This is a genomic window from Virgibacillus ainsalahensis (assembly GCF_055380755.1).
This window is the reverse complement of record NZ_AP043943.1, coordinates 1,469,817-1,488,917: the sequence shown is the minus strand read 5'-3', so window position 1 is coordinate 1,488,917 and position 19,101 is coordinate 1,469,817. Positions and strand designations below refer to the sequence as shown.

Sequence of the window (19,101 nt, the reverse complement as noted above, 5' to 3'; positions counted from 1 at the left end):
TGCCAATTTTTTTACATTACCATTCCGCCATCAATATGAATCGTCTGTCCAGTAATGTAATTTGCGTCTTTAGATACAAGAAAACGCACAACTCCTGCCACATCTTCCGGTGTGCCAAGTTTTTCCAATGGAATTAAAGACAGCGTGCTTTCATACTGGGCCTCATTAAGTGCATCCGTCATATCAGTTGAAATGAAACCAGGTGCGACAGCGTTCACAAGAATGTTTCGAGATGCCAATTCTTTTGCGGTTGTTTTGGTGAAGCCTATAACACCAGCTTTAGCAGCTGTGTAATTAGCCTGCCCCGGGTTTCCGCTGACACCTACGATGGATGCCACGTTTACGATTCTGCCAGATTTTTGTTTCATCATTTGTCTAGTAACTGCCTTCGTACAAACAAATACACCTTTAAGATTCGTATTAATGACTTGGTCAAATTCTTCTTCTTTCATTCGCATCAATAAATTATCTCTCGTCACTCCAGCATTATTCACCAAAATATCCAGGCTGCCGAACTCACTAATTACTTCTTTTACCATCCCTTTTACATCTGACTCGTTTGCGACATCAGCCTGTAACTTACATGCCTTTACACCCAGTTGCTCAATTTCCTCTACAACACCTTGAGCTTTTGCTTCACTGCCAGCGTAATTCACTGCTATATTTGCACCTTGATTTGCCAATTCCAATGCAATTGCCCGTCCAATTCCGCGTGAAGCCCCTGTCACTAGTGCAGTCTTCCCTTTTAACATTAGGATTCCTCCTTGTACCATGAAATAAATTTATTGAATGAATCCATATCCTGTACGGCAAACGTTGGTGTTCTGCGATTGATTTTTTTTATTAAACCACTCAGAACCTTTCCATTACCTACTTCTACAAAAGCATCTACACCCTGATCAATCATATGACGGATGGAAGCTTCAAATCGCACAGGAGAATATAGTTGTCTTAGCAGAAGATCCTTTATTTCACTGCTGTCTGTGACAGGTTCAGCAGACACGTTGGCATATACCGGAATACTCGCATTATTAATTTCCACTTCATTTAAATAAGTGGCAAATTTTCCATTCGCTGATTCCATTAACCTGGAATGGAATGGTCCACTGACGTTCAGTGGAAGGACACGTTTAGCCCCGTTTTCCTTTAAAGCTACTTTAGCCTGTTCAATACCTTCCTTTGACCCTGAAATGACAATCTGTCCAGGACAATTCAAGTTCGCCAGATCGACAACCTCATCGGTTATTCCTTCAAGTGTCTTTTCTACCTTTTCCTGAGATAATCCAAGTATTGCAGCCATTGTACCTTGGCCTTCGGGAAATGCTTCTTCCATTAATTTACCACGTGTGGCAACAAGGGGCAAAGCCTTTTCCAAAGAAATTGCTCCAGCAGCAACCAGTGCACTGTATTCGCCTAAGCTGTGTCCAACTGTCATTACTGGTTGAATTTGCTCTTTTAATAACAAAGTATGGACGGCAATACTGGATAATAGCAGTGCTGGTTGTGCATTTTCGGTTTCTGTTAATTTCTCCACAGGTCCTTCAAACATAAGACTGGTAATATCTTTATTTAATGACTGATTCGCTTCTTGAAAAAGTTCCTTAATCTCAGAAAAATTTTCATGGAATTCTTTCCCCATCCCCACTGTTTGTGAGCCTTGTCCAGGAAACATGAAAGCTACACGTTTCATTTATTATCCTCCTCGTTCGACTGTCTAGTTTCAATGGTGGTCTCTATGGTTTCAGTTACATTATGTTCCACCATATGACAAGCTTGCCTGATTGCACTAAAAACTGCCCTCCGATTAGATGATCCATGTGCTTTAATAACCGGCGCAGATAGGCCAAACAGACCTGCCCCACCGTATTCGGAGTAATCAAGTTTTTTTTGCAGACCTTTTAGATCCTTTTTTATCATTCCTGCTGCAATTTTTGTTTTCGTGGATGACATAAACGTTTCTTTTAACATCGAAAACATCGTCATCGCCGTACCTTCAATTGTTTTTAATGCCACATTTCCACTGAACCCATCTGTTACAACAACATCCGCAGCTCCGCTTAATATATCCCTTGCTTCCACATTTCCTACAAAGTTAATTGGGGCATCTTGTAATAAATCAAAGGCCTTTTTTGTAAGTTCGTTTCCTTTTCCTTCTTCTGTCCCTATATTTAACAGTCCAACTGTTGGATTTTTAATGGAACGTACTTTCTCTGTATAAATTGATCCCATTATTGCATATTGCAGAAGGTGATCTGGTTTAGCATCCACATTAGCACCTACATCCAGCAACAGGAATCCCTTTCCATCCATGGTTGGTAATGTTGGGCTTAAAGCAGGACGGTCTATGCCTGGAATTCTTCCAACAACAAATAATCCTGCACTCATTAATGCGCCTGTATTCCCTGCTGAAATACAAGCATCTGCTCTGTTTTCCTTCACTTCCTGTGCCATCAGGACAAGGGAAGCCTTTTTTTTGCGGCGAACTGCACGTACCGGCTCATCATCCCCGGTAATTACCTCATCCGTATGTATAACAGTAATGTTTTTATCATTTGCTAAATATTTTCTAATACTATTTTCATCACCAATCAAGGTGATTTGTAGATCTTTTGTCTGGGATATAGCATCCATTGCACCCAGCACAATTTCTTTCGGTGCATGATCGCCTCCCATGGCGTCCAATGCTAATCTCATAAAATTATTCCTCTCTTATTTCATTTGATTGATACATATGAAAAAGTCCTGTGAACACTTTCTCATTATTTACAAAACTGTCCACTTGCACAACCGTCAAGCCCTTATTATTCCCCTTTACGGTAGCTTTTGCAACAACACGTTCGCCTTCTTTTACCTGTCGTGTAAATTTCAGTTCTGATTTTGCTGTCAGTGCCAACTCGTCATTTATCACTGCAACAGCTAGTGAATTGGCCTGTGCAAACAGGTGGTGACCCCTGGCTATGTTATTACGGGAAAATACATACTCCGGTTTTATATCCAGAATGGATATTGCCCGCTTGTCCAATTCTAAATCAATTACTTCACCAATCACTTCCTCCAGAGGCAATGCTTTTACAGTTTCATTCCATTGATTATTGGCGACGGATTTTATTCGTTCCCGAAGTTCCGGTATGGAAAGTTCCAACCGGTCAAGTCGAATCGTTTGAATACTAACATTAAGCATTTTTGCAAGCATTTCATCAGTTATAAAGGGGGACTCTTCAATTGTCTCTTTTAAAATCTGCTGGCGCTCTGCTTTCGTTTTTTTCATATTTAACCCCATCTTAGTAATACTTCGCTTTCCACCCGATATAGAATGATAGATATTAAAAACACGCACTTTAAACGGAACCCCCTGGACATTCATCCTTATATTATATAAAGGGTGGTGCATTTATATATTCTTATGACTTGGTACTAATAGTAATATATAATAGCATTTCCGATTATGCAAGCAATGCTGTTAATCCAATTTATCTGTAAAAGCTGAATCTTTTTCTAAGTACTGTTGCAATTGGTGAAATGCAGCATCTTCTTCCAGCAGGTTCATTTCTACTATTTCCTGGGCATCATTACGAGCAGTTTCCAGTGCTCTGTAGTCATGAATCATATCAGCAACTTTAAATTCAGGAACTCCACTTTGCTTTTTTCCGAAAAAGTCTCCCGGTCCTCTTAATTTTAAATCCTGTTCGGACAATTCAAAACCATTTGTCGTTTCCGTCATGATGCGCATTCTTTCTTTCCCCACTTCTCCTTTTGGATCAGCAATTAGAATGCAATAACTCTGCTTTTCTCCCCTGCCTACACGGCCTCTCAACTGATGCAACTGTGACAGGCCAAATCGTTCTGCATCATAAATAACCATTATTGTCGCGTTCGGAACATTAACTCCAACCTCTACAACAGTTGTGGAAACAAGTACCTGAATCTCACCAGCGGCGAATTTTTTCATCACGCTATCTTTTTCATCTACATGAAGCCTTCCATGCATAAGACCAACATTTACTTTTTGGGAGTAAAATTCCTGCAAATGCTGATAAATCTCAACCGCATCCTGTATATCCAATTTATCAGACTCCTCGATTAGCGGACATACAACATATGCCTGCTCCCCTAAAGAAATTTGTTTTTCTATAAAATGCAGAATTCTTTCGAATGTATTTTCCTTAACCCAATACGTCTCAATCTCCTTTCTTCCCATTGGCATTTCATCAATAACGGAAACATCCATGTCTCCAAATGCGGTAATCGCCAGTGTTCTTGGAATCGGTGTTGCCGTCATAAATAATACATCTGGATGAAGTCCTTTATCGCGTAATGTTCTTCTTTGTTCAACACCGAACCGATGCTGCTCATCGACAATAACAAACCCTAAATCATCGAAAAATACCTCATCCTGAATCAATGCATGTGTACCAACTACGATATTTACCTCGTGGGACTGGACCGCAGCCAATATCTCCTTTCTTGTTTTCCCTTTTACAGACCCTGTTAATAAAACAATATTGGCTTTCTCCCCAAACAATTCTGTTAACGATTGATAATGCTGCTCAGCAAGAATTTCCGTAGGAACCATTAACGCCCCTTGCTTCCCAGCCGTAATCGATGCATAAAGGCAGATGGCCGCCACTGCTGTTTTCCCAGAACCTACATCTCCCTGTAGCAAACGATTCATTCGGTGCGGTGATTTCATATCTGTCAAAATTTGGTTTAAGGACTTCTCCTGTGCACTTGTTAATGAAAAAGGAAACAAATCAATAAATTCCTGCAATTTTTCTTGATTATATTGCTGTGTGTTTCCTTGGGTTGCCTCCCGCTTTATTTTTCGTAAAAGCTGCATTTTAAGCTGGAATAGTAAAAATTCTTCATAGATAAACCTTCGCCGCGCATGTTTCAGTGCTAATCTATTTTCAGGAAAATGCATTGTTGCTAATGCGTTTTTCCTGGCAGGCAATTTATATTCCTGCAAATACTTCTCAGGTAAAAGCTCAATAATATCGCCTGAAAAATCTTTAATTGCATTTTGCATCACTTTTTTTAATTTATAATTCGTTAAATCACCTTTAATTGAATATATTGGCTGGATTGCTGCCTGTTCATCGACTGGGCCCTTTTTATAATTACTGACTGTAATTTGCAGCCTGTGTGCATCCCATTTACCTGTTAGGGTAAACGTATCACCAGGATGAATTTGTTTTTTGGCAAAAGCCCTATTAAACATGACAGCTTTAATCGCTATATTTTCCACTTCTAAGGTAAACGTGAGACGAGATTTCTTCTTACTATAAAAAGTGAGGGAAGGTTCATGAACGACCTTTCCCTCAATGGTTACTCTATCTTCATGAATTAATTCATTTAAAGGTTTAATTTCAAATACGTCATAGCGGTAAGGGAAATAATTTAGTAAGTCCTCCACGGTATATATATGTAAGACTTCCAGATCCTCTGCAAATTTTCCGCCTATTCCTTTAATCTCTGTTATCGAATCACCAAGCATATATGATCACTCTCTCTATACTGACATCCCAAAAATTTTCTCTTTTAACAGTCGGCCTGTCGGAGTGTCCGCCAAACCACCTTCACCTGTTTCACGTAGACTGGAAGGCATTTGTTTTCCAATTCTATACATCGCGCCGATCACTTCATCACACGGGATTCTACTTGTAACTCCAGCTAGAGCGAGATCAGCAGAAACAATTGCGAGGGAAGAACCTGCTGCATTACGTTTTACACAGGGCACCTCAACCAGACCTGCTACAGGATCACATACAAGACCAAGCATATTCTTCAATGTGATTGCAAATGCATCAGCTGATTGCTTTGGTGTACCTCCTGCCATTTCGACGATAGCAGCAGAAGCCATCGCCCCTGCCGAACCAACCTCAGCCTGACAACCTCCTGCAGCACCCGAGATAAATGCATTATTGGCTACTATAAAACCGAATGCACCTGATGTGAATAAATAACGAATCATTTGATCACGCGTAGGGTTCAACTGATTCTTCACTGCAAATAATGTTCCCGGAACACAGCCTGCACTTCCAGCAGTAGGCGTGGCACAAATAGTTCCCATTGCAGCGTTTACTTCATTCGTTCCCATCGCCTTACTCACTGCATCCATAAGTAAATTGCCAGATAACGGGGTTTTTTCTTTCATATAGTTTTGAATTAATACTGCATCTCCACCCGTTAATCCGGTTACCGATTCCACGCCCTTTAAGGCATCCTCTATCGCATTTTCCATGACTGCAAGATTCTTTTCCATTTCCGCGAACACATCCTCGCGGGATTTATTTTTGACATCCATTTCCTGACGTATCATAACCTCTGATATTAAAATTTCGTCTTTCTCAGCAATTTCTACTAATTCAGCTACTGTACGAAACATAGTCAATCTCCTCTCTATCATCGGCCATGAAGTAAATAAAATTTAGTCAACCTAGTTGACTGGTTAGCAGAAGCGGCCGCATCCAGCTTTGACAACCCGGAATCAAGTTGCCTATGTGTTATGCAGATTTTAAGCAAGCATTTTCCTTTGTCGCTATCGATCAAGACACTGTTCTCTTTTATCCTAACTAATAATTTTTGACAGTTGAATAATATAATCGGCTTGTTCTAATTCTTCTAAAATAGAATCTTCTACATTTTGGTCCACTTCAATAACCATTAGAGCTTCTTTTCCGACATCTTTTCGATTTACTTCCATATGTCCGATATTAATCTCATATTTTGCAAGAACATTTGTTACGGAGGCGATCGCACCAAAACGGTCATTATGCATAATTAAAATGGCCGGATGATTTCCGGATAAACGTAATTCAAACCCGTTTAATTCAGTTATCTCAACTTTCCCTCCGCCAATGGAAATACCCATTAACTCCAGCTTTTCCGTATCATTTCCAATAATAACTCTTGCTGTATTCGGGTGACTTGCCTTTGCTTCATCTTCAATGAATTCAACAGTTATACGTTTCTCTTTTGCGATGTCTAATGCCTTATTCATACGTGAATCATCCGGCTCAAACCCCAGCAATCCACCTACTAAGGCAAAATCAGTTCCATGGCCTTTATACGTTTTTGCAAAGGATTCATATAAATGAATTCTTGCCCATTTCGGTTCTCTGCCGAATAAGTCACGTGCTGATTTTCCGATTCTGGCTGCACCAGCAGTATGTGAACTAGAGGGCCCAATCATCACTGGGCCAATGATATCAAATACTGAATTAAATTTCATAACCTCACCACCTGATTTCAGAACTGACTTCTATTCAACTTCTACTCTAGATTATAACAAAATCTATATTGATAATCATTATTTATATATACCCTGTGTTGGTCGCAGAATTTTCGAGACAAGTTCAATGATTACGACATTTTAGCACCAGACAAAAACATTATTATTAGTTATATTATTTGGATAATTATAACTTGTTTAATAGTTTGATATATTATAGAATGAAGTTGGTTCCAGTGGAAAAAAATATAAGAGGAGGAGTGCCCATTGGTAGCTAACAAAGGCGTAGTCTATAAGAAACCAGGAGTGGTAGAAGTTGAGGAAATTGGCTTTCCAGAGCTTATTTTAAGAGACGGCGCTGGGGTTAACCCGCTAAATGTCGGAAGAAAATGTGAGCATGGAGTTATCTTAAAGGTTATAACGACTAACATTTGTGGGAGTGACCAACATATGGTTCGCGGCAGAACAACTGCCCCTTCCGGACTTGTTCTCGGCCATGAAATTACAGGAGAAGTTGTTGAAACAGGTCGGGATGTTGAATTTATAAATAAAGGTGATCTTGTATCGGTGCCATTTAATATTGCCTGCGGCCGTTGTAGAAACTGTAAGCAACAGGACACCCACATTTGTGAAAATGTCAATCCGGATCGCCCCGGTTCTGCTTATGGATACGTAGATATGGGAGGTTGGGTTGGCGGCCAATCCGAATATGTGATGGTGCCTTATGCAGATTTTCAATTGTTGAAGTTTCCTGATAAAGACCAGGCAATGGATAAAATTCTGGATTTAACGATGTTATCTGATATCTTCCCTACAGGATACCATGGCGCGGTCAGTGCAGGTGTAAAACCCGGGTCAACAGTGTATGTAGCAGGGGCGGGACCTGTTGGCTTAGCGGCTGCACATTCTGCTCAACTATTGGGAGCCTCTGTTGTAATTGTAGGAGATTTGATTGAAGAACGCCTTGAGCAGGCTAAAAGCTTTGGTTGTGAAACCGTAAATTTGCGAGAACATGCGAATCTGGAAGAACAAATTGAGCAGATACTAAAGGTTCCGGAAGTAGATTGCGCGATTGATGCAGTTGGTTTTGAAGCAAGTGGTCACGGACAAGATGCTGGTGAAGAACCTGCTACAGTACTGAACTCCATTATGGATGTAACTCGGGCTGGTGGCCGTTTAGGGATCCCGGGACTTTACGTAACTGGTGATCCAGGTGCAGAAGATAAAGATGCAAAAGAAGGATCATTAAAAATACGATTTGGTTTAGGTTTTGCTAAAGCGCATACATTTGTTACCGGGCAAACACCAGTAATGAAATACCATAGAGATTTAATGCAAGCCATCTTAAGCGATAAAGCACAAATTGCTAAAGCTGTAAATGCAACGATTATTTCTCTGGATCAAGCTCCTGCAGGATATAAAGAGTTTGATGGTGGCGTAGCTAAAAAATTCGTTATTGATCCACATGGCTCATTGAGTAAGCAATAAAATATCGTACAAGAAATATCAATCGGGAGGAATATATTTATGGATAAAATAAATCTGGAAGTAGCAAAACAGTTAATTGATAATGCAGAGAAAGAAGCTGAAAATGTCGGTGTGGCAATGGTCATTTCCATTTTAGACGATGGTGGAAATTTAATTGCAACACATCGCATGGATGACGCCTGGTTAGCCAGTATCGACATCGCACAAAATAAGGCCTGGACTTCTGTTGCATTGAAAATGCCAACTTCTAATCTGGCTGAAGCAACTGTACCTCATGCCGAGCTATATGGAATAAATACCACAAATAACGGACGACTTGTTCTTTTTGGCGGTGGTTTCCCACTCGTGAAAAATAATAAAGTTGTAGGTGCTGTTGGTGTCAGTGGAAGTTCTGTAGAAAATGATGTACAAGTAGCACAGGCAGCCGTGAATGCTTTTGACAATTTAAATTAATTATTGTTCATAAATGAAAAACAAACAGTAAAAGGACAAAGAAAAGGGATTCTATCATACTTTTCTTTGTCCTTTTTGCTTTTTCATAATGTAAGACTTCATTCAGTCGACTTACAAGTGTTAGAAGATGATGTAATCAAATACAAATCCTAATCGAGTCAAATTATTCTATTCTGCATGGCGGCTATTTTTTCGTATAGTGGACACCATTGTTGTAAATAATAACAAGAAAGATTATAATACTCACTTGTGGGTTATATATTTATAATCGGGCGGGAGAGGGATAGTAACATCTTGAGGAGATCAAATGCCTTATAACAATCAAAAACCATCACTTCAAACATCAGGTAATCTTCGTACCGAAATAATGGCTGGCTTGACCGGCTATCTAACAACCGTCTACATCGTTGTTGTAAATGGTTCGATACTGAGCGAAGCAGGAATTTCTCTGGAGAGCGGCATGATTGCAACAATATTAGCCAGTTTTTTAGGGACATTGTTGATGGGGTTATTTACAAGGTTACCGTTAATTTTGATTCCCGGTATGGGCATAAATGCATTATTTGCCTATTCGATAGTAGAAGGAACCGGTCTTAATTTTCAGGAAGGACTGGCGGTTGTACTGATAGCTGCTGTTATCTTTTTAATTACAGCTTTCAGTAAGCTGGGCGCTTTGTTAAAAGAATCCATCCCTGATTCATTGAAGCACGGAATTACTGCGGGATTAGGACTATTTTTGATATTACTTGGTCTTGAAAAAAGCGGTCTTGTCATCAATGGAGAGAATACAATTGTGGCTGTTGGTGATTTCTCTTCACCAACTGTAATTGTTGCCATCTTAACACTATTTCTGGCAATCTTTTTATTTATCCGCAAGGTACCCGCTAATTTTTTAGTAACAATGCTTTCAGGAACGGTTCTTGCCTATCTTTTTGGTACCATCGATTCGTCACCTGGGAGTTCTATACAGGTAAGGTTGGAAGAAATAATATTTGTCCCATCATTTACGGCAATTGGTGAATTGTCCTTTTGGCTTTCTGTTTTTCCGTTGGCCATGATTCTTATTTTTGAAAATATGGGTATATTAAACGGACAACTCCATATGTTAAATCGAAATGAGAGCTATAATAGGGCTTATCAGGTGACAGCCTTTTCTACACTTACCTGCGCATTTTTAGGGACCTCCCCGACTATTTCCGCTGCAGAAAATGCTGCGGTGATCGCTTCTAAGGGGAGAACGGGTAAAGCAGCTGTAACAGCAGGGTTATTATTTCTTGGGACAATTTTCATCATCCCATGGATAACAATGATTCCAGATACTGCTATCAGTCCCATTCTAATCATTGTCGGTATACTGATGGCTCAAAGCATTCGCCATATTCCTTTAGATAATTTAGCGGAAGCACTGCCTGCCTTTTTAATTGTAGTGATGATTCCATTTACCTATAGTATCGCGGACGGGATGGCATTCGGCTTTATCGCATATCCAATTGTAAAATTTGCACAAGGTAAACTAAAAGAAGTATCTGTTACATTAAGTATCATTTCTTTACTTTTCCTGTTTGATTTTATTATGAAAATCATAGGTTTTTAAAAAGCTGTTTTTTCGTCAAGCCTTAGGCATGTGACTTTGAACTGAACTTAAGATTTTTATATTTTTTACCGCTTAACAAAAAATCGCCTTCTCTAATGAAAAGGCGATTTTTTGTTTTTATTCAACCGAGAAAATATAAGAATAAATCGGCTGATTGCCATGATGGACTTCAATCTCTATATCTTCATAAATTTCTTCAATATAATTACTGAGCTCTTCTACTTCTTTATCATCTACACCCTCACCCTGTAAAATCGTAAGGATTTCATCATCTTCTGTAATCATTTCTTTCAATAATAATTTAACTGTTTGTTTCTCATCTTCATGAGATGCTTTGATTTTTCCGTCTGCAATTCCCATAAAGTTACCTTTCTCAATCGTCATACCATCAATTTGAGTATCACGGATTGCATAAGTGACCTGCCCAGTCTTAACCTGTTGACTGGCTTCGTTCATCGTTTCTTTATTTGCTGTGATATCAGCTTCTGGATGAAATGCCAGCATCGCACTAATCCCTTGTGGAATCGTCTTTGTAGGTACCACCTGCACATTTTCATCCGCAAGTTCTGCAGCCTGGTCTGCGGCCATCACAATGTTTTTATTATTAGGTAGAATTAATATGTTTTTAGCGTTTGCTCTATTAATGGCATCTGTAATATCCTGAGTACTTGGATTCATGGTTTGTCCACCCTCAATTACTACCGTGGCTCCAAGGCTTTCAAGAAGTGTTTTTAAACCACTTCCCATTGCCACCGTAACAATCCCATACTCCGCTTTTTCTTCCGATGTAACTTTTTTATTATTTTCTCCAACGATAGCTGAATGCTGTTCCCGCATATTCTCTATTTTCATATTGATAAGGCTCCCATATTTTTGACCTAATGTCATACAGGTTCCCGGGTATTCAGCATGCACATGAACCTTAACAACCTCGTCATCTGCAACAACCAATAATGAATCACCATGTTCACTTAATTCATTACGAAAATCTTCTTCATTAAAAGGATTCTCTGCCAGTTTTTCATCTTCAAATTTCACCATGAATTCGGTACAGTAGCCAAATACAATTTCAGATGTATCCATGAACCCTTGTGTGATTTTATGGTGTTCAGCATTTACCATTTCATCTATGTCTATATCTGAAGGGTTATCCGGCAGCTTTTCCCCTTTTAATGCAGCCAAAAAACCTTCATAGATTGTAACAAGCCCCTGTCCACCTGAATCAACGACGCCAACTTCTTTTAAAACAGGCAGTAAATCAGGTGTACGCTTTAGCGAGGCTTTAGCTTCAATGATTACTTCTTCCATTAAAACAATGATATCATTTTCTGATTCTGCGGTCTCCACAGCACGGTCAGCTGCATCTTTAGCTACTGTTAAAATCGTGCCTTCAACCGGTTTCATTACTGCCTTATATGCAGTTGTAACACCACTTTCAAAAGCAGTTGCCAATTCTTTTGTTGAAAGTGCCTGCTTTTTCTCGATCCCTTTTGCAAATCCGCGGAAAATTTGGGAAAGAATAACACCTGAATTACCTCTCGCTCCCATAAGCAATCCTTTAGCAAAGGTATTCGCTACTTCATATACATCGTTACTTTCCAGCTTCTTAACTTCGTTCGCGCCAGAAGTCATCGATAAATTCATATTCGTTCCTGTATCCCCGTCAGGTACCGGAAATACATTCAGGGCATCAATTTTATCAGCATTATTTTTCAAATGGTGTGCTCCAGAGAGTACCATTTGTATAAATGTCCTGCCATCCAACTCTTGAACCGTCACATTACTTCCTCCTTTACAAAACACAATCGCAAAAATTAATCCTTTGCTACTCGGACTCCTTGAATAAATATATTTACAGAGTCAATTTCCAATCCCAGAGACTGATTTAATGTGTATTTAACTTGGGATTGCATATTATGTGCCACTTCGGATATTTTTGTTCCATAACTAACAATAATATACATATCTATATGAAGACGATTCTCTTCCTGACGTACCACTACGCCTTTTGAATAATTTTCTTTTTTTAGCATCTCTGCGATTCCGTCTCTAATCTGACTTTTGGATGCCATACCCACAATACCGTAGCATTCCACCGCTGCACCACCTGCGATTGTGGAAATTACATCATTTGTAATTGTTACTTGACCATCATTTGTATTAAGTTCAATGGACATCAATTATCCCCCTTAAAACCTCGTCATTATATAAGCATATTCTACTACAGGCAGCTTGATTTTAAAAGCAGAATTAAATATATGTAAAATTCCTCTTATTACAATGGACGAATATCTTTGTTCTGTCAAGCTATTTATCTTTATAGATGTGACTAAAGCAGAGCATGCCTGATTACCACAGTGCTATGTGGAGAAGATTAACTATAGACTTTTTGTATGAAAGCAACTGTTATTAAAGAAAAATTATTCAGCATAACCACCATGAACCAAGATTATACCTTTTTCCGGTTGGCTCTTATAGTGAAATTTTGTTGCCCTCTAACGTCGCAATTGATATAAAAGACGACGTAACTGCTATGTCGATTTCCGCTGCGGACCGTTGCTTCCCACGGGCACGGCTTCAGCCAAATTAGCTGTTCTCATTATAGATAGTGGCGGCATGCTCTTAGCCGCCATGTTGGTTTCTTACGTTAAACCGAATTCGAATAGTACCCTATTGTGTTAAAAATAAATTGCATTCTCCTACAACCTATGATAAATTATATAAGTATCAAAATGACACATGTTAGAGTAGGAGGGATTACCATGGCTAGAAAATGTGTTGTTACCGGACGTAAAACTCGCACTGGAAACCAACGTTCTCACGCTATGAATTCCAACAAGCGTAATTGGAAAGCTAATGTGCAAAAAGTACGGATTATGGTAGATGGAAAACCTAAACGTGTTTATGTTTCTGCACGCGCACTTAAATCAGGTAAAGTAGAGCGCGTATAATACCCTGAATAAAGTACAACATTAGTTCATAACCAAAAAGCACCCCTGCACAGTGGGTGCTTTTCGTATTTATAGCCTAAATATATGTTGATGGATAATGCTTTGATCCGGAGCAATTACCAAAACTACAGCTCCGGAGACAAATTCCCGTGTACAGAAACAAAATTCACATGCTATCCTCTGAAAAAATTAGCTTCTGCCAATTCATTTGACAAAAGCTAGTTTGATTTACTTATCTTTTTTAAATGCACCAATAACAACCCTTACGAATCCACCGATAAATCTTGGGAGTTTAATAGTATAAAATTTCATGAGTGCACCCTCCTCTAATTACAAACCAAACCTAACCGGAATCGTGTCACGACTCTTTACTAGTAATAATATGCCTCTTTCATAAGAAAAAGTACCATTATTTGAAATAAGCTTGTTTGATATACATAAAGTGGTGCCCCATGAGATATCCTGGTTTAATAAAGAATATTTGAAACCTGACAGTGATAGCCCAAATACATGTTCAGAGTATGGAATGAAAGAAATGTTAGGATACTCCTCATCATGGTGAATTTGGTATTCTCCCGGTAAAGTAAGCTCCACAAAATTTGATTTATCTATTATAATCCCCTGGAATCCCTTGGTGACAATTGAATATAAAAGTTGAATATTTACAAGCTGATGGTCCAGTCTGCCACCGGTGACCCCAAATAAATAAATACTATCGGGTTGTAATTCAAAAGCTTTTAACAGAGCGATTTCCAGATCTGTTTCATCTTTTTCGGAAGGATACTCGTCAAAACGTTCCACATAGTTTTGAATGAGCATTTTTTCCTCTTCATTTACTGAATCGAAATCACCTACAGCAAATTCAATTGGAATATGGTTTTTCATCAGGCTTAACGCTCCGCCATCTGCGCTTATCCAAATGTCAATCTTATCCTTATATACTTTAAAATCCGGATGGTATTCTTCTGGTCCATTTCCAACAATTGCAATGGAGACCATTTTTATTATTCCCCTCCAGCTGCATGTAAGATGTCTCTTATTGCTTCATGTCTGTTGCTGCGATTGAATATTGCACTTCCTGCAACTAATACATCAGCCCCGGCATCAGTACATTTTTTGGCCGTATGAATATTCACACCACCATCCACTTCAATTTCAAAGGATAAATTGAGCTCTTTACGCCATTTAGCAATCTGTTCGATTTTCTGAACGGTATTTTCAATAAACGATTGTCCACCAAACCCCGGATTGACAGTCATTATTAAAACCAGGTCCACATCCTGTAATATAGGAAGTAATACTTCGGCTGGTGTAGCGGGATTTATTACAACCCCAGCTTTCACATTATTATCTTTAATGAGCTGAATCGAGCGATGTAAATGAACACTCGCTTCCTGATGGACCGTAATGATGGATGCACCAGCTTTTGCAAATGCTGGTATAAATGCATCCGGATTATCAATCATCAGATGAACATCCAAGGGCAGATTTGTGACAGGCTTGATCGCTTCTGCAATCAGCGGGCCTATTGTAATATTAGGTACAAAGTGTCCATCCATTACATCCACATGTATATAGTCTGCTCCTCCTTTTTCCACATCTTTTATTTCCTTTCCTAGCATAGAAAAGTCTGCTGATAATATTGAAGGTGCTATTTTTACCATGATTAATACCTCGGCTTTCTGGATTGTATTTCTTCAAGAAAACTTAAATAATGTTTATACCTGTATGCATGTATCTGTCCGGTTTCTACATCTTGTTTAATTGCACATCCCGGCTCTTTATAATGCATGCAACCTCGAAATTTGCATTCGCCCTTTCGCTGTCGCATCTCCGGAAAACAGTCTGTTAAATCTTGCGGCTCTATTCCCTTAAAGTCCAACGCGCTGAAACCAGGGGTGTCTGCTACAAGTCCATTATGAACCTGTACAAGTTCAACATGCCTTGTTGTATGCTTTCCCCTGCCAAGACTTTTGGAAATTTCCCCTGTTTTGAGAAGAAGCGATGGATCAAATGCATTCAACAGAGAAGATTTCCCAACACCGGATTGTCCTGCGAAAACAGTTACTTTACCTGAAAAATAATGCTTCAATAAAGGAAAATTTGCAGGTTCTTTTGATGAAAGTAATTCTACTTCATACCCAATCTGCTGATAATCTATTTGGTATTGTTCAATTTCCTGTTTCTGATCATTCGTTGCCGCGTCCATTTTAGTAATGAAAATTACTGGTTCAATATCCTTTCCCTCAATCAATATAAGAAAACGGTCCAACAGTGTACTGCTGAAACCAGGGTTGGAGGCAGAGGCTACAATGATTGCTTGGTCAATATTTGCTATCGGTGGACGTACCAGTTCATTTTCCCTCTGTTTGATTTCCATAATATAACCTTCATCTGATTCATTGATATCAAAGACAACAAAATCGCCGACCAGAGGTGTTATATTCTGATTGCGAAAAACACCTCTCCCCCTGCATCGGTATGTTTTATCATCTGCCTGTACATAGTAAAATCCACTTAAAGCCTTTATAATTCTGCCTTCAGCCATTTATTCACCTTCTTCATAAGAAACTGAGTCATTTATGAGAACATCGTCATCGCGCATAATCATATATTCTGCGACCTCATCAGGTGCGATATTCAATGAAAACTCATATTCGGTATCTTCTGTTATTGATTCTTCTTTGAACACCTCTGAAATACTGTTATTCAAGTCATCAATATATATACGTACTGTTTGTTCTTCCTGTTCCTGCTGTTCGTCATCGCCTTCATTATCTACATTGTCTTCTTCCGATTCACTTTCCTGAGTTTCTGGCTCGTAAGGCACCGTATAAGTTATAGTCCGGGAGACGGGTGGCAATTCTTCAGGGCCTGTTGAAATATATACATTAACTGTTGAACCTTCTTCCAGTTGCATATTTGTTTCAGGTTCCTGACGGATAACTCCGCCTTCTGGTGTACTTTCAGAGTTTTCTTCAATAATATTCATTGTCAGATTTTCACTTTCCAGATACTCTCTTGCTTCTTGTTCCGTCATCCCTGTAAGGTTGTTTAAACTGACTAAATCTGGTCCCATACTTAATTCAAAAATGACTCGCGTTTCACTTGGCACAACCTCACTATCCGGTTCCGGTTGAATTTGTGTGATAATTTCTCCGACTGGTTGGTCTGAATACTTATCATATGTTATTATATCGGTATACCCCGCTTCATTAAGAATTCTCTCCACTTGACTAAAATCTCTCCCAACATAATCATCAAAATCGAAAGTTTCTTTTCCCTGACTGACAGCCAATGTAACCGTAGAACCTTCCTTCACTGTTTTTTCTGCAAGGGGATTGGTTCTTACTACATGATTTTCCTCTATTTCATCAGAGTAAACCAATTCCTGTTCTACAATTAGATTAAGATTTTCCAACTGTTCTACTGCAGCATCATATTCTATTTCCGTCACGTCTGGAATAGTGACATCCTTTGGCATTAGGGTTGGAATTAGGAGTGCAGCACTTAATATCAACAGTAAAAATATAATAACACCTATTATCCATTTTTTCTTTCTGTTCTTTTTCGGTTTCTTCTCTTTCTTCTTTTTTCCATTCTTTTTTGACTTGCCTTCTTTTGGAGGAAATCCTTTTGTACTACTACCATTTTGGTGAACCATCGTTTCCTGATTAACATTTTCTTCTAAATGTTGATCTGTAATAACAGGTATAGCTTTCGTTTCTTCTCCTGCTTCATAAGGTGGCGTGTACACTTTTTCATTCCATCTGCTGGGATCCAAAGCTTTTTCAAGTGCGTCTTCCAGGTCATAAATTGAATCATATCGGTGAAAAGGATCCTTGGATGTTGCCTGCAAAACAACATTCTCCACACTTTGGGGCACATCCGGGTTATATTTTCTAACAGAGGGTGTGTCACTTTGTAAATGCTTTAATGCTATAGAGACAGGCGATTGACCCGAAAACGGTAGACGTCCAGTCAATAATTCAAAAAGAACAATTCCGATCGAATAAACATCTGACTTTTTCGTTGCCATTCCACCTCTCGCCTGTTCCGGTGATAAGTAATGAACAGAACCTAAAATTGAGTTTGTCTGCGTTAAAGAAGTGGCACTTAGTGCAATGGCTATTCCAAAATCAGTTACTTTCGCCTGTCCTTGTGTATCAATTAATATATTTTGTGGTTTTATGTCCCGATGGACGATATCATTTGCATGGGCATGTGCTATAGCCGCAGTGACTTGCGTCATAATATCCAAAGCTTTCTCAACTTCAACAGGACCATAGTGTTGTATGTATTCCTTAAGTGTCATTCCCTCAACATATTCCATTACCATATACAAAATGTTTTCCTCTTCACCCACATCATAAATATTCACAATGTTTGGGTGAGCAAGACTTATTGCTGCATGTGCTTCCCTGTCAAAACGCGCTATAAATTCTTCATCATTGGCATATTCCAATCTCAGGACCTTCATTGCGACATCGCGGTCTAATATCGTATCGGCTGCTAAATAAACATTAGCCATACCCCCGCCGCCAATTGTTCTTTTTATTTGATAGCGGTCGTTTATCAGGCGACCATTTAACATGATAAGTCACCTTCTTTCACAGAAGAATCTTCATGTATGATGATCAATGATATGTTATCTTCTCCGCCACGGTCATTAGCTAAATTAATTAGCTGTTGTGCGGTTTCTCCTATTTCCTTAGAGTCATGTAAATACTCGGCAATTTCATCATCCCGCACTTTATCAGTAAGTCCATCCGAACATAGCAGTAGTCTATTACCTTGATCCAGTCCAAGAGACTTCACATCGGCAACTACATCCTCTTCCGTTCCCAATGCCCTTAATACCACATTTTTTCTAGGATGCTGTTGGGCCTCATCTTTTGAAATTTGGCCAGATTGAACAAGTGCATTAACTAGCGAATGGTCTTCCGTAATTTGTTTCAATCCTTTTTCATCATAAACATAACATCTACTGTCACCAATATGTGCTATGGTAAGAAAATCCTTTATACAGACTGCTATAACAATTGTTGTGCCCATCCCTTGACACTCTTCATTTTGCAATGAATGTGTATGGATAGATTGATTAATACTCGTTACAGCACTAGTTAACCATTTTTCCGTTTCATCAGGTGAGTGCAATTCCTTACATTCCTGCCATTTTTCTTTTATTATATTTATTGCCATTTGACTTGCTACATCACCAGCTAGATGGCCGCCCATCCCATCCGCAATGATTGCTAGAAATTGTCCGGAGGAATTATAAAAAATACCTCCAGCGTCTTCATTATGACTTCTAACTTTACCTGTGTCTGTCATAAATTGCCCTTTCATCCTATCCCCCCTCTTAACAGCAACGTTTAAAATCA

Annotated in this window: 19 protein-coding genes; 4 read left to right on the top strand and 15 right to left on the bottom strand. The window is 39.1% G+C overall.

Going from position 1 to position 19,101, the window contains the following annotated elements; translation table 11 throughout:
- Window positions 1–11: 11 nt before the first annotated feature.
- From fabG to sdaAB, 7 genes are all read right to left on the bottom strand, one after another.
- Window positions 12–752 carry a 3-oxoacyl-[acyl-carrier-protein] reductase gene (gene fabG / locus ACZ427_RS07045; RefSeq protein WP_461179683.1) on the bottom strand — a complete coding sequence of 247 codons (741 nt, stop codon included), beginning with the start codon at window positions 750–752 and terminating at the stop codon, window positions 12–14.
- Window positions 752–1,690, bottom strand: coding sequence for an ACP S-malonyltransferase (gene fabD / locus ACZ427_RS07040; protein WP_461179684.1), 939 nt, complete (start codon window positions 1,688–1,690; stop codon window positions 752–754). The genes fabG and fabD overlap by 1 nt, the downstream gene beginning before the upstream one ends.
- Window positions 1,687–2,694: a phosphate acyltransferase PlsX gene (gene plsX / locus ACZ427_RS07035; protein ID WP_461179685.1), complete on the bottom strand. Its 1,008-nt coding sequence runs from the start codon at window positions 2,692–2,694 to the stop codon at window positions 1,687–1,689. Before plsX ends, fabD begins: the two co-directional genes overlap by 4 nt.
- A 4-nt stretch (window positions 2,695–2,698) precedes the next feature.
- Window positions 2,699–3,268 carry a transcription factor FapR gene (gene fapR, locus ACZ427_RS07030; protein WP_461179686.1) on the bottom strand — a complete coding sequence of 190 codons (570 nt, stop codon included), beginning with the start codon at window positions 3,266–3,268 and terminating at the stop codon, window positions 2,699–2,701.
- 192 nt (window positions 3,269–3,460) lie between these two features.
- Window positions 3,461–5,494 (bottom strand): ATP-dependent DNA helicase RecG, encoded by a 2,034-nt coding sequence (gene recG / locus ACZ427_RS07025; protein WP_461179687.1) that lies wholly within the window; start codon window positions 5,492–5,494, stop codon window positions 3,461–3,463.
- 15 nt (window positions 5,495–5,509) lie between these two features.
- On the bottom strand, window positions 5,510–6,385 hold the full coding sequence (gene sdaAA / locus ACZ427_RS07020) for an L-serine ammonia-lyase, iron-sulfur-dependent, subunit alpha (RefSeq protein WP_461179688.1): 876 nt from the start codon (window positions 6,383–6,385) through the stop codon (window positions 5,510–5,512).
- A 183-nt stretch (window positions 6,386–6,568) separates the two neighbouring features.
- Window positions 6,569–7,231 (bottom strand): L-serine ammonia-lyase, iron-sulfur-dependent subunit beta, encoded by a 663-nt coding sequence (gene sdaAB, locus ACZ427_RS07015; RefSeq protein ID WP_461179689.1) that lies wholly within the window; start codon window positions 7,229–7,231, stop codon window positions 6,569–6,571.
- Window positions 7,232–7,498: 267 nt separating this feature from the next.
- Between sdaAB and fdhA the strand changes: the two genes are divergently transcribed.
- From fdhA to ACZ427_RS07000, 3 genes are all read left to right on the top strand, one after another.
- Window positions 7,499–8,719: a formaldehyde dehydrogenase, glutathione-independent gene (fdhA, locus tag ACZ427_RS07010; protein ID WP_461179690.1), complete on the top strand. Its 1,221-nt coding sequence runs from the start codon at window positions 7,499–7,501 to the stop codon at window positions 8,717–8,719.
- 39 nt (window positions 8,720–8,758) lie between these two features.
- On the top strand, window positions 8,759–9,172 hold the full coding sequence (locus tag ACZ427_RS07005; protein WP_461179691.1) for a GlcG/HbpS family heme-binding protein: 414 nt from the start codon (window positions 8,759–8,761) through the stop codon (window positions 9,170–9,172).
- A gap of 307 nt (window positions 9,173–9,479) precedes the next feature.
- On the top strand, window positions 9,480–10,766 hold the full coding sequence (locus ACZ427_RS07000) for an NCS2 family permease (protein WP_461179692.1): 1,287 nt from the start codon (window positions 9,480–9,482) through the stop codon (window positions 10,764–10,766).
- Window positions 10,767–10,883: 117 nt separating this feature from the next.
- Here the strand turns inward: ACZ427_RS07000 and ACZ427_RS06995 are convergent, their stop codons facing one another.
- Both ACZ427_RS06995 and ACZ427_RS06990 read right to left on the bottom strand, forming a co-directional pair.
- Window positions 10,884–12,545, bottom strand: coding sequence for a DAK2 domain-containing protein (locus ACZ427_RS06995; protein WP_461179693.1), 1,662 nt, complete (start codon window positions 12,543–12,545; stop codon window positions 10,884–10,886).
- A gap of 35 nt (window positions 12,546–12,580) precedes the next feature.
- On the bottom strand, window positions 12,581–12,943 hold the full coding sequence (locus tag ACZ427_RS06990) for an Asp23/Gls24 family envelope stress response protein (RefSeq protein WP_461179694.1): 363 nt from the start codon (window positions 12,941–12,943) through the stop codon (window positions 12,581–12,583).
- 585 nt (window positions 12,944–13,528) lie between these two features.
- Between ACZ427_RS06990 and rpmB the strand changes: the two genes are divergently transcribed.
- Complete coding sequence (gene rpmB, locus ACZ427_RS06985; RefSeq protein WP_461179695.1) at window positions 13,529–13,717, top strand: 50S ribosomal protein L28; 189 nt, start codon at window positions 13,529–13,531, stop codon at window positions 13,715–13,717.
- A 228-nt stretch (window positions 13,718–13,945) separates the two neighbouring features.
- Here rpmB and spoVM read toward each other — a convergent pair whose 3' ends face one another.
- From spoVM to ACZ427_RS06955, 6 genes are read right to left on the bottom strand one after another with little or no spacing between them, the layout of a single operon-like run.
- Entirely contained in the window at window positions 13,946–14,029 is an 84-nt protein-coding gene (gene spoVM / locus ACZ427_RS06980; protein ID WP_461179823.1) for a stage V sporulation protein SpoVM, read from the bottom strand.
- 18 nt (window positions 14,030–14,047) lie between these two features.
- Entirely contained in the window at window positions 14,048–14,716 is a 669-nt protein-coding gene (locus ACZ427_RS06975; protein WP_461179696.1) for a thiamine diphosphokinase, read from the bottom strand.
- 5 nt (window positions 14,717–14,721) lie between these two features.
- Window positions 14,722–15,381: a ribulose-phosphate 3-epimerase gene (gene rpe / locus ACZ427_RS06970; RefSeq protein WP_461179697.1), complete on the bottom strand. Its 660-nt coding sequence runs from the start codon at window positions 15,379–15,381 to the stop codon at window positions 14,722–14,724.
- Between the two features lie 2 nt (window positions 15,382–15,383).
- Window positions 15,384–16,265 carry a ribosome small subunit-dependent GTPase A gene (rsgA, locus tag ACZ427_RS06965; protein ID WP_461179698.1) on the bottom strand — a complete coding sequence of 294 codons (882 nt, stop codon included), beginning with the start codon at window positions 16,263–16,265 and terminating at the stop codon, window positions 15,384–15,386.
- Entirely contained in the window at window positions 16,266–18,311 is a 2,046-nt protein-coding gene (pknB, locus tag ACZ427_RS06960; RefSeq protein WP_461179699.1) for a Stk1 family PASTA domain-containing Ser/Thr kinase, read from the bottom strand.
- Window positions 18,305–19,066, bottom strand: coding sequence for a Stp1/IreP family PP2C-type Ser/Thr phosphatase (locus tag ACZ427_RS06955; RefSeq protein WP_461179700.1), 762 nt, complete (start codon window positions 19,064–19,066; stop codon window positions 18,305–18,307). Before ACZ427_RS06955 ends, pknB begins: the two co-directional genes overlap by 7 nt.
- Between the last annotated feature and the right edge of the window lie 35 nt (window positions 19,067–19,101).

Coding starts and splice junctions, on each gene's coding strand:
- fabG (WP_461179683.1), bottom strand. CDS start 752: ATGTTAAAAGGGAAGACTGCACTAGTGACAGGGGCTTCACGCGGAATT.
- fabD (WP_461179684.1), bottom strand. CDS start 1,690: ATGAAACGTGTAGCTTTCATGTTTCCTGGACAAGGCTCACAAACAGTG.
- plsX (WP_461179685.1), bottom strand. CDS start 2,694: ATGAGATTAGCATTGGACGCCATGGGAGGCGATCATGCACCGAAAGAA.
- fapR (WP_461179686.1), bottom strand. CDS start 3,268: ATGAAAAAAACGAAAGCAGAGCGCCAGCAGATTTTAAAAGAGACAATT.
- recG (WP_461179687.1), bottom strand. CDS start 5,494: ATGCTTGGTGATTCGATAACAGAGATTAAAGGAATAGGCGGAAAATTT.
- sdaAA (WP_461179688.1), bottom strand. CDS start 6,385: ATGTTTCGTACAGTAGCTGAATTAGTAGAAATTGCTGAGAAAGACGAA.
- sdaAB (WP_461179689.1), bottom strand. CDS start 7,231: ATGAAATTTAATTCAGTATTTGATATCATTGGCCCAGTGATGATTGGG.
- ACZ427_RS07005 (WP_461179691.1), top strand. CDS start 8,759: ATGGATAAAATAAATCTGGAAGTAGCAAAACAGTTAATTGATAATGCA.
- ACZ427_RS07000 (WP_461179692.1), top strand. CDS start 9,480: ATGCCTTATAACAATCAAAAACCATCACTTCAAACATCAGGTAATCTT.
- ACZ427_RS06990 (WP_461179694.1), bottom strand. CDS start 12,943: ATGTCCATTGAACTTAATACAAATGATGGTCAAGTAACAATTACAAAT.
- rpmB (WP_461179695.1), top strand. CDS start 13,529: ATGGCTAGAAAATGTGTTGTTACCGGACGTAAAACTCGCACTGGAAAC.
- spoVM (WP_461179823.1), bottom strand. CDS start 14,029: ATGAAATTTTATACTATTAAACTCCCAAGATTTATCGGTGGATTCGTA.
- ACZ427_RS06975 (WP_461179696.1), bottom strand. CDS start 14,716: ATGGTCTCCATTGCAATTGTTGGAAATGGACCAGAAGAATACCATCCG.
- rpe (WP_461179697.1), bottom strand. CDS start 15,381: ATGGTAAAAATAGCACCTTCAATATTATCAGCAGACTTTTCTATGCTA.
- rsgA (WP_461179698.1), bottom strand. CDS start 16,265: ATGGCTGAAGGCAGAATTATAAAGGCTTTAAGTGGATTTTACTATGTA.
- pknB (WP_461179699.1), bottom strand. CDS start 18,311: ATGTTAAATGGTCGCCTGATAAACGACCGCTATCAAATAAAAAGAACA.
- ACZ427_RS06955 (WP_461179700.1), bottom strand. CDS start 19,066: ATGAAAGGGCAATTTATGACAGACACAGGTAAAGTTAGAAGTCATAAT.